At 66.3% G+C, this 18795-nt stretch carries 17 protein-coding genes; 9 read left to right on the plus strand and 8 right to left on the minus strand.

The features are described from left to right. Both C566_RS0116875 and C566_RS0116880 read right to left on the minus strand, forming a co-directional pair. Positions 1 to 777 (minus strand): electron transfer flavoprotein subunit beta/FixA family protein, encoded by a 777-nt coding sequence (locus C566_RS0116875; protein WP_018775534.1) that lies wholly within the window; start codon positions 775 to 777, stop codon positions 1 to 3. A gap of 186 nt (positions 778 to 963) precedes the next feature. Further along, positions 964 to 2835, minus strand: a complete 1872-nt coding sequence (locus C566_RS0116880) for an alkyl/aryl-sulfatase (RefSeq protein WP_018775535.1) — start codon at positions 2833 to 2835, stop codon at positions 964 to 966. A 274-nt stretch (positions 2836 to 3109) separates the two neighbouring features. On the opposite strand from C566_RS0116880, the gene C566_RS0116885 reads away from it, so the two are divergent. The 8 genes from C566_RS0116885 to C566_RS0116920 all read left to right on the plus strand — a co-directional run bounded on the left by C566_RS0116885 (position 3110) and on the right by C566_RS0116920 (position 10690). Then, on the plus strand, positions 3110 to 4132 hold the full coding sequence (locus C566_RS0116885; protein ID WP_026266789.1) for a LacI family DNA-binding transcriptional regulator: 1023 nt from the start codon (positions 3110 to 3112) through the stop codon (positions 4130 to 4132). Positions 4133 to 4294: 162 nt separating this feature from the next. After that, positions 4295 to 5590 (plus strand): sugar ABC transporter substrate-binding protein, encoded by a 1296-nt coding sequence (locus tag C566_RS0116890; protein WP_026266790.1) that lies wholly within the window; start codon positions 4295 to 4297, stop codon positions 5588 to 5590. Between the two features lie 84 nt (positions 5591 to 5674). Further along, complete coding sequence (locus tag C566_RS0116895) at positions 5675 to 6634, plus strand: carbohydrate ABC transporter permease (RefSeq protein WP_018775538.1); 960 nt, start codon at positions 5675 to 5677, stop codon at positions 6632 to 6634. 1 nt (position 6635) lies between these two features. After that, positions 6636 to 7523 (plus strand): ABC transporter permease subunit, encoded by an 888-nt coding sequence (locus tag C566_RS0116900; RefSeq protein ID WP_018775539.1) that lies wholly within the window; start codon positions 6636 to 6638, stop codon positions 7521 to 7523. Positions 7524 to 7559: 36 nt separating this feature from the next. Next, positions 7560 to 9089 (plus strand): glycoside hydrolase family 32 protein, encoded by a 1530-nt coding sequence (locus C566_RS0116905; protein WP_018775540.1) that lies wholly within the window; start codon positions 7560 to 7562, stop codon positions 9087 to 9089. A 185-nt stretch (positions 9090 to 9274) separates the two neighbouring features. After that, complete coding sequence (locus tag C566_RS0116910; RefSeq protein WP_018775541.1) at positions 9275 to 9688, plus strand: hypothetical protein; 414 nt, start codon at positions 9275 to 9277, stop codon at positions 9686 to 9688. 1 nt (position 9689) lies between these two features. Continuing rightward, positions 9690 to 10085, plus strand: a complete 396-nt coding sequence (locus tag C566_RS0116915) for a PEP-utilizing enzyme (RefSeq protein ID WP_231386411.1) — start codon at positions 9690 to 9692, stop codon at positions 10083 to 10085. A gap of 23 nt (positions 10086 to 10108) precedes the next feature. Then, on the plus strand, positions 10109 to 10690 hold the full coding sequence (locus tag C566_RS0116920) for a hypothetical protein (protein WP_051082350.1): 582 nt from the start codon (positions 10109 to 10111) through the stop codon (positions 10688 to 10690). A 272-nt stretch (positions 10691 to 10962) separates the two neighbouring features. Here the strand turns inward: C566_RS0116920 and eda are convergent, their stop codons facing one another. The 6 genes from eda to C566_RS0116950 all read right to left on the minus strand — a co-directional run bounded on the left by eda (position 10963) and on the right by C566_RS0116950 (position 17733). After that, entirely contained in the window at positions 10963 to 11592 is a 630-nt protein-coding gene (eda, locus tag C566_RS0116925) for a bifunctional 4-hydroxy-2-oxoglutarate aldolase/2-dehydro-3-deoxy-phosphogluconate aldolase (protein WP_018775544.1), read from the minus strand. Continuing rightward, on the minus strand, positions 11585 to 13000 hold the full coding sequence (locus tag C566_RS0116930) for a mannitol dehydrogenase family protein (RefSeq protein ID WP_018775545.1): 1416 nt from the start codon (positions 12998 to 13000) through the stop codon (positions 11585 to 11587). Before C566_RS0116930 ends, eda begins: the two co-directional genes overlap by 8 nt. A 41-nt stretch (positions 13001 to 13041) precedes the next feature. After that, positions 13042 to 13983: a PfkB family carbohydrate kinase gene (locus C566_RS0116935; protein ID WP_018775546.1), complete on the minus strand. Its 942-nt coding sequence runs from the start codon at positions 13981 to 13983 to the stop codon at positions 13042 to 13044. Positions 13984 to 14054: 71 nt separating this feature from the next. After that, positions 14055 to 15266: a D-mannonate dehydratase ManD gene (gene manD / locus C566_RS0116940; protein WP_018775547.1), complete on the minus strand. Its 1212-nt coding sequence runs from the start codon at positions 15264 to 15266 to the stop codon at positions 14055 to 14057. Between the two features lie 62 nt (positions 15267 to 15328). Beyond that, positions 15329 to 16354, minus strand: a complete 1026-nt coding sequence (locus C566_RS0116945; protein ID WP_018775548.1) for an L-idonate 5-dehydrogenase — start codon at positions 16352 to 16354, stop codon at positions 15329 to 15331. Beyond that, positions 16351 to 17733, minus strand: coding sequence for an MFS transporter (locus C566_RS0116950; RefSeq protein ID WP_018775549.1), 1383 nt, complete (start codon positions 17731 to 17733; stop codon positions 16351 to 16353). The genes C566_RS0116945 and C566_RS0116950 overlap by 4 nt, the downstream gene beginning before the upstream one ends. Before the next feature lie 147 nt (positions 17734 to 17880). Between C566_RS0116950 and C566_RS0116955 the strand changes: the two genes are divergently transcribed. Beyond that, positions 17881 to 18612, plus strand: a complete 732-nt coding sequence (locus C566_RS0116955; protein ID WP_018775550.1) for a GntR family transcriptional regulator — start codon at positions 17881 to 17883, stop codon at positions 18610 to 18612. Positions 18613 to 18795: the final 183 nt, after the last annotated feature.

Raw genomic sequence — 18795 nt, forward strand, 5'->3', positions numbered from 1 at the left:
TTAGGCCAGTCGGTTTTCGATCAGGAACTCAGCGAGCTTTTCGCCGGCATCACCCTCGTCGATGATCTTCACGCCCGCCGCGCGCGGGGGCCTCTCCGCAATGGTCAGCATGATCGAACGCGCCGCCTCCGGGTTGTCGGCCGTGATCCCGAGGTCCGCGAGTGTCAGGACCTCAAGGGGCTTCTTCTTCGCGGCCATAATGCCCTTGAAGTTCGGGAAGCGCGCCTCCGGAAGTGCCTCGGTAATGGAAATCACCGCGGGCAGGTTCGCTGAGACCTTCTGCACGCCGGTGTCAACGGCCCTGGAACCCGACACCGCGCCGTCGCTGATCTCGACGGAGCTGAGCCCGGTGGCATGCGGCACGTCAAGCAGTTCGGCAAGCATCGCGGGAATCATTCCGCCGGATCCATCGGTGGAGACGTTGCCGGTAATCACCAGGTCAAACCCACTGCGGCGGATCGCTGCGGCGAGGGTTTCAGCGGTAAGTCCCAGGTCCGCTCCCCGGAGCGCCTCGTCACAGACGTGGGTGGCGCTTCCCGCGCCCATCGCAAGCCCCTTGCGAATCGTTGCCGTTGCACTCTCGGGGGCGAGGGAAAGGATTGCGACCTCAGTGCCCTGGTTCGCGTCGGCGTAGGTCAGTGCCAGCTCCAGGGCCCGCTCACCGATCTCATCAATGACTGCCTCGCTGGCTCCTCGATCGGCGAGGCCCGTCTCGAGGTTCAGTTTTCGGTCCCCGTACGTGTCGGGGACCTCCTTTACTAGGACGATAATCTTCATCGATGGCTCTTCCTGTGGCGGCTTGTCCCTGGAGCGGAGACAATGTCGAACCCATCGAGTCTACGAAACTAGGGCCCTTTCTGGCTGACAGAGCCCGTGTCGTGCAGTGAAGTGCCTCGTCTTCGTCCTTGGCGGCGCTCGTGCCGGCACCTGGGCAAAGCCTTCATTGCCGGTGGAACGGGCCGGCTACGGGGTCACGATGTTGAACGACGGGTCGCCGTCGTCGAGTACGCCGAGCAGGGAATGGAGGACGGTGGCGTCGCCGGTGAGATCGATGCCGGCAGAATCAGTGTCCCCTCCGAGGAGCGCGAGCATCCGGCCTTTAGTGACGGAGAGCGACACCGCTGCTGCCGCATCGATGGCCCCTTTGGTGGATATGAGGACGCCGTTGCGCAGGGTGACCCGGTAAGTCGTTTCGAGATCGGTAAACGTCACGTTTAGTGTCAGATCGAGATCCCATGCTCTGGGGCCGTTGACCGAGATCGCGAGCGAGTCGAAGAGCTGTTCTGGAGTGAGCTGGGCGAGAATCGCCGGTGCCGCCGTCACCGTCGGGGTGCCGAAGTTGCCTTCGCGGAGCTCCGCAGCGCCCGAAAGGAAGAAGTTCCGCCAAGTCCCGTTCTCGGAGCCATACCCGAGCTGTTCCAGGGTGTCGGCATAGAGGGCGCGGGCTGCGGCGTGATCCGGGTCGGAGAAGACGGCGTGGTCCAGTAGGGTCGCAGCCCAACGGAAGTCTCCTGAGTCGAAGGCAGACTGGGCGAGTTTGATGACTGGATCGAGCCCGCCCATCGCCTCGACGTACCGGGTCGCGAGTTCGGCCGGAGTGTGTGTCCAGAGCCGGCCGGGGTTTGCATCAAACCATCCCATGTACCGCTGGTAGATGGCCTTGACGTTGTGGCTGACGGAGCCGTAGTAGCCACGCGTGCTCCAGGAACTCTCCAGTGCCGGCGGCAACTCGATGATCTCGGCGATCTCTGACCCCGTGTAGCCCTGGTTGATGTACCGCAGGGTCTGATCATGCAAGTAGGCGTACAGGTCGCGTTGTGTGGACAGATAATCGATGATGCGTTCGGATCCCCATGTGGGCCAGTGGTGGGACGCGAACGCAACATCGGTTCGAGCACCGAACGTTTCGATGGCTTCGGTCAGGTAGGACGACCACACGTGCGGGTCGCGGACGAGCGCCCCGCGCAGGGTCAGCAGGTTGTGCAGGGTGTGGGTCGCGTTTTCGGCCATGCACAGGGCACGGTATCGGGGGAAATAGAAGTGCATCTCCGCCGGCGCCTCAGTCCCCGGGGCCATCTGGAACTCGATTTCGACGCCGTCGACCCTGTGAGTCTGGCCGGTCTCGCTGATGTCAAGGGTCGGCACGATGAGGCCGACTTCTCCTGTTGATGTCGTCTGGCCGAGCCCTGCTCCGACCTGGCCCCGGGGTCCGCTTTCCAGGGCCGCGCCGTACATGTAGCCTGCCCGGCGGGCCATGGCGGTCCCGGCGTAGACGTTTTCGGACACTGCGTGTTCGACAAAACCCACCGGCGCGATCACCTCGATGCGACCGGCCTTCACCGCCTCCTCCGACGCAACTCCGAAGACGCCGCCGAAGTGGTCCACATGGCTGTGCGTATAGATGACGGCGACAACCGGCTTGTCGCCCCGGTGCGTGCGGTAAAGGGCGAGTGCCGCAGCCGCCGTCTCCGTCGAGATGAGCGGGTCGATCACGATCACACCCGTGTCGCCTTCGACGAACGTGATGTTGGAAAGGTCCAGACCGCGCACCTGGTAGATGCCATCAACCACTTGATACAACCCCTGTTTGGCCACCAGGGAGGACTGGCGCCAGAGACTGGGGTTGACCGATGCCGGGGCATCTCCTGACAGGAAGGCGTAGCTGTCGTTATCCCAGACAACCCGGCCGTCAGACGCCCTCACCACGCCGGGTTCCAGAGCTGCGATAAACCCCCTGTCGGCATCGACGAAGTCAGCCCGGTCGCTGAACGGGAGCGCCTCCGAGAGCTTCCGATGTGCTGTCTGAATCACCGCTGTGGCCGGCTTGCTCTTCATTGGTTGTCCATCCCTCGGGGCGGGAACACTGAGTGGATATCACTATGCACTACGCGATAAACGTGGACAACGCCCGGCGGGGAGGAGCGACCGGTACTTCCAGCATCGTTGTCCGCCTGCCAGCGTCCAATCCGGCACGGTCCATGACGACGACCTCGACGATCTGCCTGCGCGTCCGGGATGCGGGCTGGACATGCCGTCGCGTTGACAACTGCAAAACGTTTTGTGTAACGTGTCTCACACCAGATACAAAACGTTTTGCAAAGGGAAGTCAATGACGACAAGAGTGGGAATACGCGACGTGGCCAAGGCCGCGGGAGTCTCCGTCACCACGGTGTCGCATGCCCTCAACGACGCCACGAGCTTCCGGGTGAAGGCGGCCACGCAGCAACTCGTCCGGGACGTGGCCAGGGACCTTGGGTATGCCCCGAACAAGATGGCCAGCGGACTGCGCAACCAGCGCTCCCAGATCCTTGGCCTGGTCAGTGACGAAATCACCACCACCCCCTTTGCAGGGGCCATGATCCGCGGAGCGCAGGACGCCGCCTACGACCGCGGCTACGTGGTGATGGTGGTCAACTCCGGCCTGGACAGCGAGCTGGAAAACCGTGAAATCAACATGCTGCGCCAGCACCAGGTGGACGGGGTGGTCTACGCCAGGATGTACCACCAAAGCGTGCAGGTCCCCGCGGAACTGGAGGGCCTCCCCACCGTGCTGCTGGACTCCGTCACTGACGACAAATCCATTTCCTCGGTTATCCCCGACGAGGTGGGCGCCGCCGAAACGGCCGTTGAAGCAATCATCCAGGCGGGCCACACCCGGATCGGGATGATCAACAACATGGACGACATCCCCGCCACGCACGGCCGCAGGGAGGGCTTCCTCAACGCTCTCCGGCGGCACGGCCTGCAGCACGACCCCCGCCACCTCGTGATCGCCCAGCCCGAAACCGCGGGAGGCCGCGAGGCCGCGCTGGGCCTGCTCGGTCAGCCCGACCGCCCCACAGCCCTGTTCTGCTTCAGTGACAGGGTTGCCATGGGCGCCTACCAGGCGGCCACCGCATTGGGGCTGCGCATCCCGGAGGACGTGTCCATTGTGGGGATCGACAATCTCGAAATCATCGCGGACGCCCTGTGGCCGGGGCTCACCACCGTCGCCCTTCCGCACTACGAAATGGGCAGCTGGGCGGTCCACCGAATCCTGGACGACATCGAAAATCCAGGCGAACCCGCAGTCCAGACGCGGCTGGACTGCCCCCTGATTGAGCGGGGGTCCCTCGGCCCGCCGCCACGTTAGCTGATCGCCGGCACCAGGCCGGCATCACCACACCGTTCCACCGCTCCACAGCTCCACCGCCCGGGGACCGCAATAAGAAGGGACGCAGCCGTTGCACCGGCCGCGTCCCGAAGGACCCGGGGCAATCTCCCACGCCCAAATTCAGCAGAAAGATTGACCATCATGAACAAGCGATTCACCCGGATCCTCGCCACCAGTGTAGCTGCGGCGGCACTTGTCGGATCCCTGGGCGCCTGCGGCAAGGGCAGCGCCTCGGCCCCGTCCGCCGGCTCCAACGAGATCACCATGTGGACCCACAACGCGGGCAACGCCGAAGAACTCAAGGCGGTCGAAAACATCGTCGACTCCTACAACAAGAGCGCCGGCGCCAAGGCCAAGATCAAGGTCCAGGCGTTCCCGCAGGACTCCTACAACGACTCCGTGGTCTCCGCCGCGGCCGCCGGGAAGCTCCCCTGCATTGTTGACATCGATGGCCCCAATGTTCCCAACTGGGCCTGGGCGAAGTACCTGACACCCCTGAAACTCGACGCGGACGTTTCCAAGAACCTGCCGAGCACGGTGGCCAAATGGGAGGGCGAGACCTACGCCGTGGGCACCTATGACGTCGCACTGGCGATGCTCGCCCGCGCCTCCGATCTCAAGGCAGCCGGTGTCCGGGTCGCCACGGTGGAGAAGCCGTGGACCAAGGACGAGTTCCAGGACGCGCTGACCAAACTCAAGGCCCTGGGCAAGTGGGAATACCCGCTGGATATGGGTACCGCCGGAACCGGCGAATGGCTGCCCTACGCCTACTCCCCGTTCCTGCAGTCCTTCGGTGGGGACCTGATCAACCGCGACGGGTTCCAGTCGGCAGACGGCGTCCTCAATGGCGACAAGGCCATCGAGTGGGCCCAGTGGTTCCGCGGCCTGGCCGACCAGGGTTTCATGGCCAAGAAGAGCGGCAAGGACTCCACCCAGGACTTCCTCAACAACAAGAGCGGCCTCCTCTACACCGGCTCCTGGGCCGCGGACAAGGCACGCGCGGCGGTAGGCAAGGACCTCGTGGTCATGCCGTCCGTGGACCTCGGGACCGGCCCCAAGATCGGCGGCGCCTCCTGGCAGTGGGGCGTGACCAGCGGCTGCAACAACTCCGCGGCAGCCATGGACTACCTCTCCTACTCACTGAAGCCGGAAAACCTGGCCGCGGTGGCGAAGGCAACGGGCACCATCCCGGCCACCGACGAGGCCGCCGCGCTCCTCCCCGAATACGCCAAGGGCGGCACAAACCGGATCTTCATGGAACTTTCCCGCAACCACGCGGTGATGCGTCCCGAAACCCCGGCCTATCCCTTCATCGCCACCGAATACGGCAAGGCGGTTCAGGACATCCTCGCCGGCGCCGACCCCAAGACGGCGCTGGACAAGTCGGTCAAGGCCATCGACGCCAATATCAAGTCCAACGGCGGCTACAAGAACTAGCCGGCTGCCAAACGGTACGACGACGGCGGTGCGCAACCGCCGCCGTCGTCGTACCTCCGGCCCTGACTGTCGACGGAGAAAACCATGACAACCACCCAACTCCCCTCCCCCGGCCGCCGCCTGGCGGATCCGGCCCCGGCCGCACCGCCCAGCAAACCCCGCCGCCGGCCGCGCCACCTGCGCGAACAGATCAGCGGGTGGGGCATGATCGCCCCGGCCGCGGTCCTCCTGCTCGCCTTCGTCTTCCTCCCGGCGATCCTGGGCTTCGGGCTGGCGTTCACCAACGCCCGGCTTGTTTCCCCGCGGCCCGTGGAGTTTGTCGGCACGGACAACTTCGCGCGGCTCTTCGCGGATCCGGTGTTCTGGCGCTCGCTGCTTAACGTCAGCTACTTCGCCGTCGTGGTGGTGCCCGTCCAGTCCGGACTCGCCCTGGCGATGGCCCTCCTGATCAACAAAAAGTTCCGCGGCGTGAACTTCTTCCGCACCATCTACTTCCTCCCCGTGGTGACGTCCATGGTGGTGGTGTCCCTGCTGTGGCTGTTCATGTACCGCAAGGACGGCCTGATCAACGAGTTGCTCTCGGCGGCCAGCTTCGGCCTGATCAACGGCCCGGACTGGCTCAACGATCCCGCCACCGCCATGCCGGCCATCATCGCCCTGTCCATCTGGCAGGCCGCAGGATTCCACATGATCATCTGGCTCGCAGGCCTGCAAAGCATCTCCGGGGAGCTGTACGAGGCCGCCCAGCTCGACGGGGCCAGCCGCTGGCACCAGTTCCGCTACGTGACCTGGCCCGGCCTCACCCACACCCGCACCCTGGTCCTGGTGACCATCACCATCCAGGCGCTCGGGCTCTTCGACCAGGTCAGCGTCATGACCCAGGGCGGGCCCCTCGATTCCACCACCACCATCATCTACGAGGCGGTGCGCTCCGGCTTCAAGCAGCAGGAGACCTCCTACGCCTCGGCCATCTCGCTCGTGTTCTTCGTGCTCGTGCTGCTGATCTCCGCAGTGCAGCGCTACCTGACCCGAGAGAAGGACTGACGTGAAACAGACACTCATTTCCAAGGGTCTCGGCAGCGCCGCGACCACGGCGGTCCGCCTCCTGTTCGCCGCCGTCGCCGCCTTCCCCATCGTGTTCATGATGGTGTCCTCGCTCAAGCCGGACCAGCAGATCTTCGGCGACATGTCCTCGGTGGCTGCGTTCCTGCCAGTCGGCAACATTTCACTGGACAACTACGCGGCCGTGTTCGACCGGGTCCCGGCCGCCCGCTTCCTGATCAACTCCATCGGCATTTCCGCAGTCACGGTGGTGCTCGGCATCTTCATCAACAGCCTCTGCGCGTTTGCCCTGTCCCGCATGGAGGTCCGCGGCAAGCGCGTCGTGTTCACCGCCATCCTCGCCACCCTCATCGTGCCCTTCCAGACGCTGGCGCTGCCGCTGGTGTGGTGGGTCAACCAGCTGCCGTACTTTGAGCTCAACGGCTTCAGCCTCGAGATCTCGAAGGGCTGGCTGGACACCTACCAGGTCCAGATCATCCCGTTCATCGCCAACGCGTTCTCCATCTACCTGTTCCACCAGTACTTCGAGTCCATCCCGAAGGAACTGGACGAGGCCGCCAGGATCGACGGCGCCGGCTGGTTCACCATCTACCGCAAGGTGGTCATGCCGCTCGCGGGACCGGCCACCGCCACCGTGGCCATCCTGACCTTCCTGCCCGCCTGGAACTCCTACCTCTGGCCGCTCATGGTGGTCCAGTCCGAGGAGCTCCGGCCGGTAATGATCGGCATCCAGTACTTCTTCCAGCTCAACGTCTCCTGGGGCGAGGTGATGGCTTACGCGTCCCTCATCACCATTCCCGTGGTGGTCCTGTTCATCGCGTTCCAGCGATCCTTCATCAACAGCATCGCCTCCAGCGGCGTCAAGGGCTGACCAGCCTCCTCACGCGAAAGCCTGCAAAGAACCCTCATGAAAACACTCACAGAACTCGACTGCCAGTACCGGCCAAAGTGGCACTACTCGGCGCAGCGCAACTGGCTCAACGACCCCAACGGACTGGTCTACTCCAACGGCACCTACCACCTCTTCTACCAGCACAACCCGCACGGCGAGGAGTGGGGCAACATGTCCTGGGGCCACGCCACCTCCACGGACCTGCAGCACTGGGACGAACAACCCGTGGCCATCGCGTGCGATGAGCAGGAAGCCATCTTCTCCGGCTCCGCGGTGGTCGATGTCCATAACACCAGCGGCTTCGGCGCCGGCGGCGTGCCCCCGCTGGTGGCCATCTACACCAGCGCGTACTCGCCCGCCTCGCCGCTCGCCGGACGGCAGGCACAGTCCCTCGCCTACAGCACGGACGACGGCGCCACCTGGACCAAGTACGCCGGGAACCCGGTACTGGACCGGGCCTCCGCGGACTTCCGCGACCCCAAGGTCTTTTGGCACGACGGCGCCGCCGGCAGCTACTGGGTGATGGTCGCCGTCGAGGCGGTCCACCACGAGGTGGTCCTCTACAAGTCGGCGGACCTGCTGACCTGGGAGTACCTGAGCACCTTCGGCCCGGCGAACGCCACGGGAGGGGTGTGGGAATGCCCGGACCTGTTCGAACTGCCGGTAGACGGCGACGCCTCCAACACCCGGTGGGTCCTGGTGGTCAACCTGAGCCCCGGCGGCATCGCGGGCGGGTCGGGCGGCCAGTACTTCATCGGAACGTTCGACGGCGTGACGTTCCATTCCGAAACCACCGTCACCGACGGCGTGCAGGCCGACGACAGCCGGATGGCCGACTACGGGTGGCTCGACTGGGGCCGGGACTACTACGCGGCCGTGTCCTTCAGCAACGCCCCGGACGGACGGCGGCTCATGATCGGCTGGATGAACAACTGGCAGTACGCCGCCTCAACACCCTCGGACGGCTGGCGCAGCGCGATGTCCCTCGTCCGCGAGGTCAGGCTGGTGTGCCGCGGCGGGCGGCCGGTGCTGGTGCAGGAAGCGGTGGACCCGTTCCACACGCACGCTACGGAGGTGTTCGCCCTGGACCGGCAGCCGTTGGCGGACGGGGTGACCTGGCTTCCGGCGGAGGCCTCCGGTGACGTGCTGCGAATCGATGCGGAATTCGAGCCCGGCGCCGCCGGCAGGGTAGGCCTCGTGCTCCGGGCCGGCAGCGAACCGGGCGGGGAATCCGCCGACCTCGCCGGTGCGCGCACTGTTTTGGCCTACGACTGCCGTACGGCCGAGCTCAGCCTGGACCGGACCGAATCCGGGAATGTGGGGTTCCACGAGTCGTTCCCATCGGTGGAGCGCGTTGCCGTGGCCTTGGAGGACGGCCGGCTCAGGCTCCGGGTCTTCCTGGACCGCTGCTCGGTGGAGGTCTTCGCGCAGGACGGCCTGGCCACCATCACCGATCTGGTCTTTCCCGCGAACTCCGGCACCGCCGTCGGACTGCTGGCCGAAGGCGAGGGCGGCACCCTGGCTGGTCTCGCCGTCCTCGCCTGACCGGCTGAAGAGCTGGGGAATCCGGCTACAGGGCCCGTGCCCACCGGCCTCGATCCAGATAGGCCCGCCCGGCGCGCCCCGCCCCTCCTAACCACCAAGCATCAACAGTTTGTTGACAACAGGATGTTGATGCCAGAAGCTGGTGGAATCGAGGGGCGCCGAACCAACGGGAAAGGGGGTCTGGAATGAACGAGACCGACGGGACCGGTCCCGGCGGCGACGCTGCGGAGGCTCAGCGCCAAAGCCAGGCCACGCGGATGTTGCTGGACCGGGGCGCCTCCGAACTCCCGCCCCGGCCCTGGCTGGGTGAGCGACAGCCCCCTGCCGCGAGTGACCTCATCCAGCACGTCCTGTGGCGGGCCAACGGGACCGACCGCGGAGAGTCGGTGGATGGTCTGGACGTCAGGGCTGCCCTCACCCTTGTGTCCGCCGCACGGGCAGAGATGGAGGGCTTGGAAACAGCCCTCCTGTTCCTGGCGCGGGCCGAGGGACTGACCTGGCCCCAGATTGCCCAGAGCCTGGGCCTCCGCTCAGCGCAGGCCGCGCAGCAACGACTGGATCGGCTGTCCGGCAGGCCCGAGACGGGTGCGGTGGGCTGACGTGGAACTCACCCCTGAGGCCAGTGCCGGAGCAGAAGGCAGGGATCCCGCCGGCGCGGTTCTCACCGGCATCGGCGCCAGCCCGGGCACCGCCTGCGGGACCGCCCGGACCGTTCACAGCGTCGACGAATTCTCCGCGGTAACCCCCGGCGACGTCCTGGTCTGCCGCACCACTGACCCCGCCTGGACGCCACTGTTCGGGATCGCCGCCGCCGTCATCACGGAAACGGGCGGGATGCTCTCGCACGCCGCCATCGTGGCCCGCGAACAGGGCATCCCCGCCGTTCTGGGGGTAACCGGCGCACTGACCCGCATCACGGACGGAACGACGCTCGTGGTCGACGGAACCCACGGCACCGTCCACGCGAAACCGGCAAGTCCCGCGGCAGGTCCATGATGGGCCCGCAGCAGCAGCCATCCATGCTGCTCACCCTCCACGCCCTGAGGCTGCTCGGCTTCGCTGACACAGAGTCGGTTGCCGCCCGCTTCAGCCAGGATCCGCACGACGTCGAACGGCTCCTTATTGACGCCGGCGCGAACGGGTGGGCATTGCGCTCCGCATTCGGCGGAACCCGGGGCTGGTCCCTGACCGTGGCCGGCCGGACTGAAAACGAACGGCTCCTGGCGGAGGAGCTGGAGAGCGCGGGCGGCCTGGCAGCGGTCACCGCCGTTCACGCGAAGTTTGCACCCCTGAACGCAGGAGTCGTGGCCGCCTGCAGCAAACTTCAGCTCCGCTGGCTCGCCGAGGGAAGTCCCAACGACGGGATCGACGAGCAGGCACATCAACCCTTCACCGAGGCGTTGGCGTCCCTCAGTGATCTGGAAGTCCGCCTGACCGCCGTGTTGCCACGGTTCAGCGGATACGCGAAACGCCTCGAGCAGGCAGTGGCAAACGCACCCACAGAGCCGGCCTGGCTCACCGCGACAGACCGCGACTCCTTCCACCGCATCTGGTTCGAGCTGCACGAAGATCTCATCGCCACCCTCGGCATCCGGCGATGAACGACGGGCTCTGCCGGTCCCTGCGTCAGGCCACGCGACGCCTGCTAACTGAGTTCAGTCGCTTTCGATCTGCTTTCGCGGACCGGCTCTGCTGACCACGTCAGCACAGCCGGTCCATATGCGAGTCTTCTGCTGGCGGGCCGGTCGCACCGGCCAGCAGGATCGTTTCAGTTGGACGGGTCAAGCCAAGGCTCAGAAGTGGTTGATTGCTGGGTTCGTTCGCCTGGGTCTCACCAGGTGCATCCGTGGCCGGTCCAGCTCGGCTGGTCCGCCTAGCCCAGGCTGAGTCCTGATGCTTCCCGTGCCAGCTTGGTGATCTGCTCCCAGTCGTTGTGTTCCACGGCTGTCTTGGGAGTGAGCCAGCTGCCGCCGACGCAGGAAACGTTCGGCAACGCGAGATATCCGGGTGCTGAGTCGAGGCTGATGCCGCCTGTCGGGCAGAACTGCACCTGCGGGATGGGCGCCCCGACGGCGGCGAGGTAGCCGGGGCCACCGGCGGGTCCTGCAGGGAAGAACTTCATGGCCGTCAAGCCGCGCTCCAGGACGCCCATCACTTCACCTATGGTGGCAACGCCGGGCAAGAACGGCACGCCGGTGGTCAAGAGGTGGTCCAGCAGGGTTGTGGTGATGCCCGGGCTGACCAGGAACTGGGCTCCGGCGTGGATGGCGGCGTCGGCCTGCGCCGTGGTCAGGACGGTACCGGCCCCCACCAGGATGTCAGGCACCTCGTCTGCAATACGTTTGAGCGACGTGAGGGCGCTCTCCGTCCGCAGCGTGAGTTCGATGATGCGGACACCACCGTCTGCCAGCGCCCGGGCAATGGGAACGGCGTGTCGGGGGTCATCGATGGTCACAACCGGGATGACGGGTGAAACGTGCAGGATGCTGGTGGCATCAGCCATGGTTGATCTCATTTCCCAGGCCGTCCAGCCCGTGGGTGTCGATAATGCGGTACCAGTGGATGAGGAGGTCGGCGAACCCCTGGTGTGTCGCGAGTCCGGCGTCGAAGACGCTGCGGCAGCCAAGCAGCGCGGGGACCACAGTCGCCGCTGTGCGCCTGGCTGGCAGTGCTGCGTGGAGCTCCGGAGCGAGCGGGTCGTTGAGTTCCGCGGCCGGCGTGGAGGCCACGTGGTGCATCCAGGCAGCTACGGCCAGGGCGGCCCAGCGGGGCTCGCGCCCGGCGTTCAGGCTGCCGCGGACCGTGGTTAACAGCCTCAGTCCGATCTTTTGGGAACCGTCGCTTCCCACCTTGGCTGTGGTGTGGCCCAGCGCGGGATTCGCGAAACGGGTGAGTACTTGCGCGCAGTACGCTGCGCCGTCCAGTCCGGCTGGAAGCGTGATCGTGGGCAGGGCGTCCTCAGCCATCATGCGGCTGCAGGCGGTGCGGAAGGCCTGCTCCCCCACGGCGTCGCTGATGGTGGTCTTTCCTGTTGCCAGCCCCAGGTAAGCCAGCATGGAATGGCTGGCGTTGAGCAGGCGCAGCTTGGCGTCTTCCCATGCGGCAACATCGGAGCTGAAAAGGGCGCCGGCGTCCTCCCAGCGCGGGCGGCGCGAAGCGAAGTTGTCCTCGATCACCCACTGCAGGAAGGGTTCGGCCACCACGGCGGCCTCGTCCCGGAGGCCCAGTTCGCGTTCGACGGCGTCCAGGTCAGCGGCCGTGGTGGCCGGCACCATCCGGTCCACCATGGTGTTGGGGAATGTGACATTCGCCCCGAGCCAGGACAGCAGCGGCTCCGCCTCGGCTGCCGGGAGTGCGGCGGCGAAGGCATGCACGAGGGCCCGGGTGAGCTCCCCGTTGCCGGGCAGGTTGTCGCACGAGACCACGGTGAGGGGCCCGGCGTCGGTGCGGGCGCGCTGCTGGAGCCCGCGGGCGATCTGCCCGATGGCCGTCTGCGGAGGTTGTCCGGCGAGGTCGGCCCGGACCTGGTCGTCTCCGGTGTTGAGGGTTCCCGTACGGGGATCGATCCGGTAGCCCTTCTCCGTGATGGTGAGCGTGACAACCGACGTCGCAGGGTCGGCGATCCGGTCCACCACAGTTCCGGGGTCATCCCGCCCGGAGATGGCCTCCACGATGCTGGACACCACGCGCAGCGGCGCGGCACCGTCCCCCCGCTCGGTCACGGTGAAGAGGCCGTCCTGCGGCGTCAGTTGGCGTGCCACCGTGTCGGAGCGCTGGGTGACTCCGGTGATCCCCCACCCGAAATCGCCGGAGGCCAGCATCGCGTTTTCGGTGAACACGGCCGTGTGGGCGCGGGCGAAGGCGCCCAGGCCCAGATGGACGATCCCGGGCTGCAGTTTGTCCCGCTGCAAGAGGGCCTGCCGGCTTCCACCGGCAGCCAGCGACGCAGAGCTTAGGCGTGTGATGACAACTCTCCTTCGGTGGCCCGCAGGGCGTGAGCGCTTGTCTGTTCAAAGGTGGGGATCAGGCCGGTCCCGCCCTTGCCGCCAACCACCAGCGACGCGGCCGCGGCCCCGTAGCGGGCGGCCGCAGCAAGGCTGTCGCCCAGCGCCATCCGGGCGGTCAGCGTGCCCACGAAGGCATCGCCGGCACCCGTCTGGTCCACGACCGACGGCGCCGGAATCGCATCAACCCAGAAGAATTCGTGGTCACCGGCCAGCAGTTTGCCGTCCAGCTGGATTCCCTCCGCGCCGCAGGTCACGGCCACGTTCGCGGCGCCCAGGCTGCGGAGCTTCGCCGCCGCCTCCCTGGGCGTGGTGCAGTCCAGCAAGGCGGATGTTTCGCCCGGGAAGGAGGGCGTGACCAGGAAGGTCCGCGGCGCCAGCTCGGCGAGCAGGGCGGCCGCTTCCTCCACCGAGGTGAGCCGGGGCCGGAAGTTGGGGTCGAAGACGAAGCGGCGGGACACCGCGGATGCCTTGAGGACGGCGGCCCGCGACGTGGCCGAGATCGCGCAGGCGATCCCGCCGGTGATCACCGCCCTGGCCGCGGAAAAGACCGCGGGGTTGACGTCCTCCGGGGACAACGTGGAGCCCACGCTGCCCTTGCGGGCGTAGGAGAACTCGCGCTGGCCTTCCGGGTCGGAGTGCACCAGGTAAACGCCCTGCTGGCCGGTCCTGAACTTCAGCAGCTCGTCCGAAATGCCGAGTTCGCGGATCCTGGCGGCGATCGCCTGGCCGAGGTCGTCGTCGGTCAGCACGGCCAGCAGCCCTGTGCGGGCTCCGGCCGCGGCGGCGGCAGCTGCGACGTTCAGCGCGTCGCCGGAGATGCCCAGCTGTGCCGGCACGCCGTGGCCGAATGCGACGTCGGTGGCCACCTCCACGAGGATCTCCCCCATCACGACTACATCGAAGGGCCGGTAGGGGCGGTTCTCTTGAGTGGAAGCGTTCGATTCGTATGTTGAGGCGCTCACCAGTCGTGCACCGACCCGTCGAGCCGGCGGTTGATGGGCAGGTACTTCGGGTCGAACGGGAAGGCCGCAGCCGCCTCCTCGTTGAACTCGACGCCGATGCCGGGGGCGTCGCCGGGGTGCATGTAGCCGTCAGTGAAGGTGTAGGACGTCTTGAAGACCTCACCGGCCGGATCCCGGTGACCCATGTACTCCTGGACGCCGAAGTTCGGAATGCTCATGTCCACATGCAGGGCCGCGGCGAAGGAGACCGGGGAGAGATCCCCGGCGCCGTGCGAGCCGGACCGGACCCCGTAGAGGTCCGCGAGCGAGAAGATGCGGCGCAGGTGCGTGATGCCGCCGGCGTGCGAAACGGATGTGCGGATGTAGTCGATCAGGCGTTCGGTGATCAGCTGCTGGCAGTCCCAGATCGAGTTGAACACCTCGCCCACGGCGATGGGCGTGGTGGTGTGCTGGCGGATTAGGCGGAAGGCAGACTGGTCCTCGGCCGGCGTCGGATCCTCGATCCAGAACGGACGGTATTGCTCCAGTGAGGCGCCCAGGCGGCCGGCCTCAATCGGTGTCAGCCGGTGGTGCACGTCGTGCAGGACGTGCACTCCGTAGCCGAACTGCTCGCGCACGTGCGCCATCATCTTGGGCGCGAAGTCCAGGTAGGAGGTGGTCTCCCACATGTCCTCCTGCGGGACGTTGCCGCTGGCCGGTTCGTAGGTCTTGCCGTCCACGGGCGCGATCCCATAGGTCTTTTCCAGTCCCGGCACAGCAGCCTGCGCCCGGATGGCCTTGTAACCGAGGTCCAGGTGGTGCTGGAAGTCGGCGCTGAGGTCCTCCAGTGTGGAGCCGCTGGCGTGCCCATAGACCATGACGCCCTCGCGGGCTGCCCCACCCAGGAGTTCGTAGACCGGCATGCCGGCCACCTTGCCCTTGATGTCCCAGAGCGCGACGTCGATCGCGGCGATCGCGGTCATGGTCACGGGCCCGCGGCGCCAGTAGGCGCCCTTGTAGAAGTACTGCCAGGCGTCCTCGATGCGGCGGGCGTCGCGGCCGATCAGCAGCGGGCACAGGTGCTCCGACAGGTAGGACGCCACGGCCAGTTCGCGGCCGTTCAGTGTGGCGTCGCCGACGCCGGTAACGCCGTCTTCGGTTTCAATAACGAGCGTGACGTAATTCCGTCCTGGCGACGAAACCACTACTCGTGCGTCGGTGATCTTCACTGGCTGGTCCTTCGGATGTCGAATGCCTTGAAATGGTGCGGGGCGTGGTGGATTGGCGTGCCTCAGCCGAGGCGGAGCATGACCTTGCTGCTGCCGGAGCCGGGGTCCGCCGAGACGCGCATGGCTTCGTCCGCCTGGTCGATGCCGAACTTGTGGGTGATGACCGGGGAGACGTCCAGGCCGTCGGCCATGGCGCGGAGGGCGTCGCCGATCTCGTCCACGAACCGGTAGGAACCGATCCAGGTGATCTCGCGGGTCACCAGGTCACCGAGGGCGGCCGGCGCCGGGGCGCCGGGAAGGTTGCCGACCTGGACCAGGGTTCCACCGCGAGCGGTGGCCCGGAGCACGCCTCCGAGCACTGCCGGGATTCCGGTGGCTTCGAAGACCAGTTCCATGTCTTCGGGAAGGCTGACGCCGCCGGAGACGTTCAGGACTTCGTCTGCTCCCATGGCCTTGGCGATCCGCAGCGATGCGTCGTTGATGTCCACGGCAATCACAGTTCTCGCGCCGGCGTACTTGGCTGCCGCGACCACCAGCGAGCCGATCGGCCCGGCGCCGTTGACCAGGACGTCTCTGCCGGTGAGGGTTCCTGCCCGGCTGACGGCATGCATGGCGACGGCGAGCGGTTCGGCGAGGGCGCCGTGCAGGGTGTCCACGCCGTCGGGCAGTGGGCGGATCTGCGAGGCCTTGGCGAGCTTCCGCTCGCTGAATCCGCCGTCGGTGTGCGGGTCAAAGGCCGCCGAGCCGAAGTACCTGATGCGCGGGTAGAGGTTGGTGCGGCCCGCCAGGCGGTCCGGCATGGTTCCGTCTCCCACAAGTTCCGCGGGGTGCACGGTGACCGGTTGGCCAACCTCGAGGTTGTGGACACCGGCGCCCAGCTGGGCGATCCGGCCGGCCACTTCATGGCCGAGGATGAGCGGCGACTTCAGGACCGCGGTCCCGGAGGCGCCGTGGCGCCAGTAGGAGAGGTCCGAGCCGCAGATCCCGCCCCATTCGACGTCGATCACCACCTCGCCGGGTCCGGCGACGGGTTCGGGACGGTCATCGATGCGGAGGTCGTTTGCCCCGTGGACGACGACGGCTTTCATACGGCATCTTCCAGACGGACCAGGTCCCGGCCACGGACTTCGGGGCCCACGGCCGCGGAGATCAGGGTGATCAGGGAGTAGCCAATGAGCATCGCGGCGAGCGGCCACCACTGTCCGGTGATGGCGGTGAGGGTGGCGGCCAGCAGCGGGCCGATGGCGGTGGCAAGGATGCCGCCGATTTCCTTGGCCAGCGCGAGCTGGGTGAAGCGGGTGCGTGCTCCGAAGAACTCGGCCATTGTGACGCTCTCCATGGCGAAGAGGCTCAGGACGCCGAGGTTCAGCCCGATGACCAAGGCGATGGTGATGAGCGCGGTATTGCCGCTGGTGACCATAAGCATCATCGGGATGGCGAACAGTGCCGTGAGGGAGCTCAGCACCAGGTACAGGGGCTTGCGGCCAAACCGGTCCCCCAGCAGGCCCATGACGGGGATGGTGAGGAATCCGAGCAGGGAGCCGTACACGATGGCGGTGGTGCCCACGCTCTTGTCCACCAGCAGGACCGTGGCGAGGTAGCCGATCAGGAAGGTTTGAATCAGCCCTGAGTTGCCTGCTTGGCCGAACCGCAGTCCCAGGGCGATCAGGAAGGCCTTGCCCTTGCGCTGGTGCAGGGCAGCTTCGATGGCGCTGGTGTTTGCGAGCTCATCTGCCGCCGCGATTTCACGCTTGGACAGTGCCACGCCGTCCACAACGTCCGCCCGCTGTTCGAAGACCGGGCTTTCCTTGAGGGAGCGGCGGATCCAAACGGCGAAGAGCATCAGCACGAAGCTGAACAGGAACGGAATGCGCCAGCCCCAGCTCAGCAGCTGCTCCTCGGAAAGTGTGCTCACCAGGACCGCCCAGAGCGCGGAAGCGGCGAGCGTGCCGGAGTTCGTGCCGAGGCATACGAGGGAGGAGATGAGGCCTCGCCGGCGGGCCGGAGCGAACTCGGCCAGCATCACGGTGGCCCCGGCGATTTCGGCGCCGGCACCGAAGCCCTGCGCCAGCCGCAGCACAACCAGCAGAATGGGAGCCCAAATGCCGATCATCGCGTACGTGGGCAGGAATCCGATCAGGGTTGTCGAGGCACCCATGAGGGCGATGGTGATGAAGAGGACCTTCTTGCGGCCGATCCTGTCGCCCATGCGGCCGAAGTAGACGGCGCCGGCAAGACGGGCAACGTATCCCACACCATAGGTGGCCATGGCGGCAATGAGGCCCACGACCGGGCTGACATCGGGGAAAAAGATCTTGTTGAAGACGATGGCTGCTGCCAGGGAGTACAGCTGGAAGTCCATGAATTCCATGGCAGTTCCCAGCCACCCGGAAACAGCAACTTTAGCCAGCTCCTTGGTGGGTTTGGTCTCCGGCAAGGTGGTGGGCGGCGCAATGCTCTCAGTCATCTGATGCTCCTTTGCAGGCGATGAAAAACGAAGGGGAGAGTCGAACGGAAGAAGGCCGGCGTTCTCTCAATGTGACCGGCGGCACCTCGCTAACTACTACCATACAAGCACTACCATTCTAGTGTGTCAAGGGAATAGACTGAGGGCATGGCATCCGACAAACACAGCAAGGGACAGTCGCCGCGGCTGTCCGTGCGTGACCAGACCCTGGAGACGCTGCGGCGGCGCATCATCTCCCTGCAGCTGCCTCCGGGGGAACCGCTCTCGGAGAACGAGCTCGCGCAGGAACTGGGGGTCAGCCGCACGCCGGTGCGGGAAAGCTTGATCCTGCTCAGGGAAGAGGGGCTGGTCCAGGTCTACCCGCAGATCGGTTCCTTCGTCTCGCTCGTGGACCTGGGGCGGGTCTCAGAAGCGCAGTTTGTCCGCGAGGCCATCGAGTGCGCCTCTCTGCGCGACCTCTCGGTCGATGACGCGGGAATCGCGGGACTTCGTGCGGTCCTTCAAGGCCAAACAGAGGCTGAAGCCGCCGGTGACGTGGAGGAGTTCTTCCGCCTAGACGAGGAGTTCCATCGAGAGCTCCTCCGGCTTGCAGGCCACGAATCCGCTTGGGCCGCCGTCAACTCCGCCAAAGCGCACCTCGATCGCGCACGACGCCTGAGCCTGCTGGAGACGAGGCCCATTGCGACGCTGATCCAGCAACACGCCGCCGTAGTGGACGCCCTGGAAACCAACAACCTGGCGGACGCCGACAGCTCACTGCGCCTGCACCTGCGAGGCGTTTTTGAGGATGTTCAACGCATCCAACAGGCAACTCCGCAGCTCTTTTCCGACGGAGCAACGCGCCGGCCGACCCGGCGCAGCGTGGCTCGCCTGGCCTGACCTCGGACAGAGACGCGTCAGTCTTGCTGATGTTCGCGGGTCAACCAGGCGTCCACAGCGTAAATGAGGCGACGATGAGGGATTGCTCAGAGTGCCTCGTCACCAGAATCCCGTAACGCAGGGACCGGCTGCGCTGACCACGTCAGCACAGCCGGTCCTGTGAGTGTCTCCCGCTGGCGGCCT

Source organism: Arthrobacter sp. 131MFCol6.1, assembly GCF_000374925.1.
In the GTDB taxonomy this organism is placed as follows: domain Bacteria; phylum Actinomycetota; class Actinomycetes; order Actinomycetales; family Micrococcaceae; genus Arthrobacter.

What these genes read in the sequence shown, in the direction of transcription:
- C566_RS0116875 (WP_018775534.1), bottom strand. Translation starts at nt 777, where the DNA reads ATGAAGATTATCGTCCTAGTAAAGGAGGTCCCCGACACGTACGGGGAC.
- C566_RS0116880 (WP_018775535.1), bottom strand. Translation starts at nt 2,835, where the DNA reads ATGAAGAGCAAGCCGGCCACAGCGGTGATTCAGACAGCACATCGGAAG.
- C566_RS0116885 (WP_026266789.1), top strand. Translation starts at nt 3,110, where the DNA reads ATGACGACAAGAGTGGGAATACGCGACGTGGCCAAGGCCGCGGGAGTC.
- C566_RS0116890 (WP_026266790.1), top strand. Translation starts at nt 4,295, where the DNA reads ATGAACAAGCGATTCACCCGGATCCTCGCCACCAGTGTAGCTGCGGCG.
- C566_RS0116895 (WP_018775538.1), top strand. Translation starts at nt 5,675, where the DNA reads ATGACAACCACCCAACTCCCCTCCCCCGGCCGCCGCCTGGCGGATCCG.
- C566_RS0116905 (WP_018775540.1), top strand. Translation starts at nt 7,560, where the DNA reads ATGAAAACACTCACAGAACTCGACTGCCAGTACCGGCCAAAGTGGCAC.
- C566_RS0116910 (WP_018775541.1), top strand. Translation starts at nt 9,275, where the DNA reads ATGAACGAGACCGACGGGACCGGTCCCGGCGGCGACGCTGCGGAGGCT.
- C566_RS0116920 (WP_051082350.1), top strand. Translation starts at nt 10,109, where the DNA reads ATGCTGCTCACCCTCCACGCCCTGAGGCTGCTCGGCTTCGCTGACACA.
- eda (WP_018775544.1), bottom strand. Translation starts at nt 11,592, where the DNA reads ATGGCTGATGCCACCAGCATCCTGCACGTTTCACCCGTCATCCCGGTT.
- C566_RS0116935 (WP_018775546.1), bottom strand. Translation starts at nt 13,983, where the DNA reads ATGGGGGAGATCCTCGTGGAGGTGGCCACCGACGTCGCATTCGGCCAC.
- C566_RS0116945 (WP_018775548.1), bottom strand. Translation starts at nt 16,354, where the DNA reads ATGAAAGCCGTCGTCGTCCACGGGGCAAACGACCTCCGCATCGATGAC.
- C566_RS0116950 (WP_018775549.1), bottom strand. Translation starts at nt 17,733, where the DNA reads ATGACTGAGAGCATTGCGCCGCCCACCACCTTGCCGGAGACCAAACCC.
- C566_RS0116955 (WP_018775550.1), top strand. Translation starts at nt 17,881, where the DNA reads ATGGCATCCGACAAACACAGCAAGGGACAGTCGCCGCGGCTGTCCGTG.